This window comes from Streptococcus sp. DFI.7.26 (assembly GCF_022240605.1).
GTDB classification, from domain to species: domain Bacteria; phylum Bacillota; class Bacilli; order Lactobacillales; family Streptococcaceae; genus Streptococcus; species Streptococcus xiaochunlingii.
The window spans coordinates 1-275 of record NZ_JAKOGN010000066.1 but is presented as its reverse complement, the minus strand read 5'-3'; the positions used below and the strand labels follow the sequence as shown (position 1 = coordinate 275).

The 275-nt window shown below is 41.5% G+C and carries 1 protein-coding gene; it reads left to right on the top strand.

Features of this window, described 5'->3' with window-relative positions; translation table 11 throughout:
* The coding region (locus L0M85_RS09945; protein WP_238656950.1) for a hypothetical protein at positions 1 to 275 on the top strand (275 nt) is incomplete at both ends.

The window sequence follows — 275 nt, the reverse complement described above, 5'->3', positions numbered from 1 at the left end:
AACCTACAACTACAACAACTACCACTACAACAGAGGAACCTACAACTACAACAACCACTACAACAACAGAGGAACCTACAACTACAACAACCACCACAACAACAGAGGAACCTACAACTACAACAACTACTACAACAACGACTCCGGGAAATCCAGATAACCATGGTGCAGGTGAAGGTGATGGTGAAACCACAACAACTACTACAGTAAGTGAAGATACAACCACAACAACTACTACAGTAAGTGAAGATACAACCACAACAACTACTACAGTA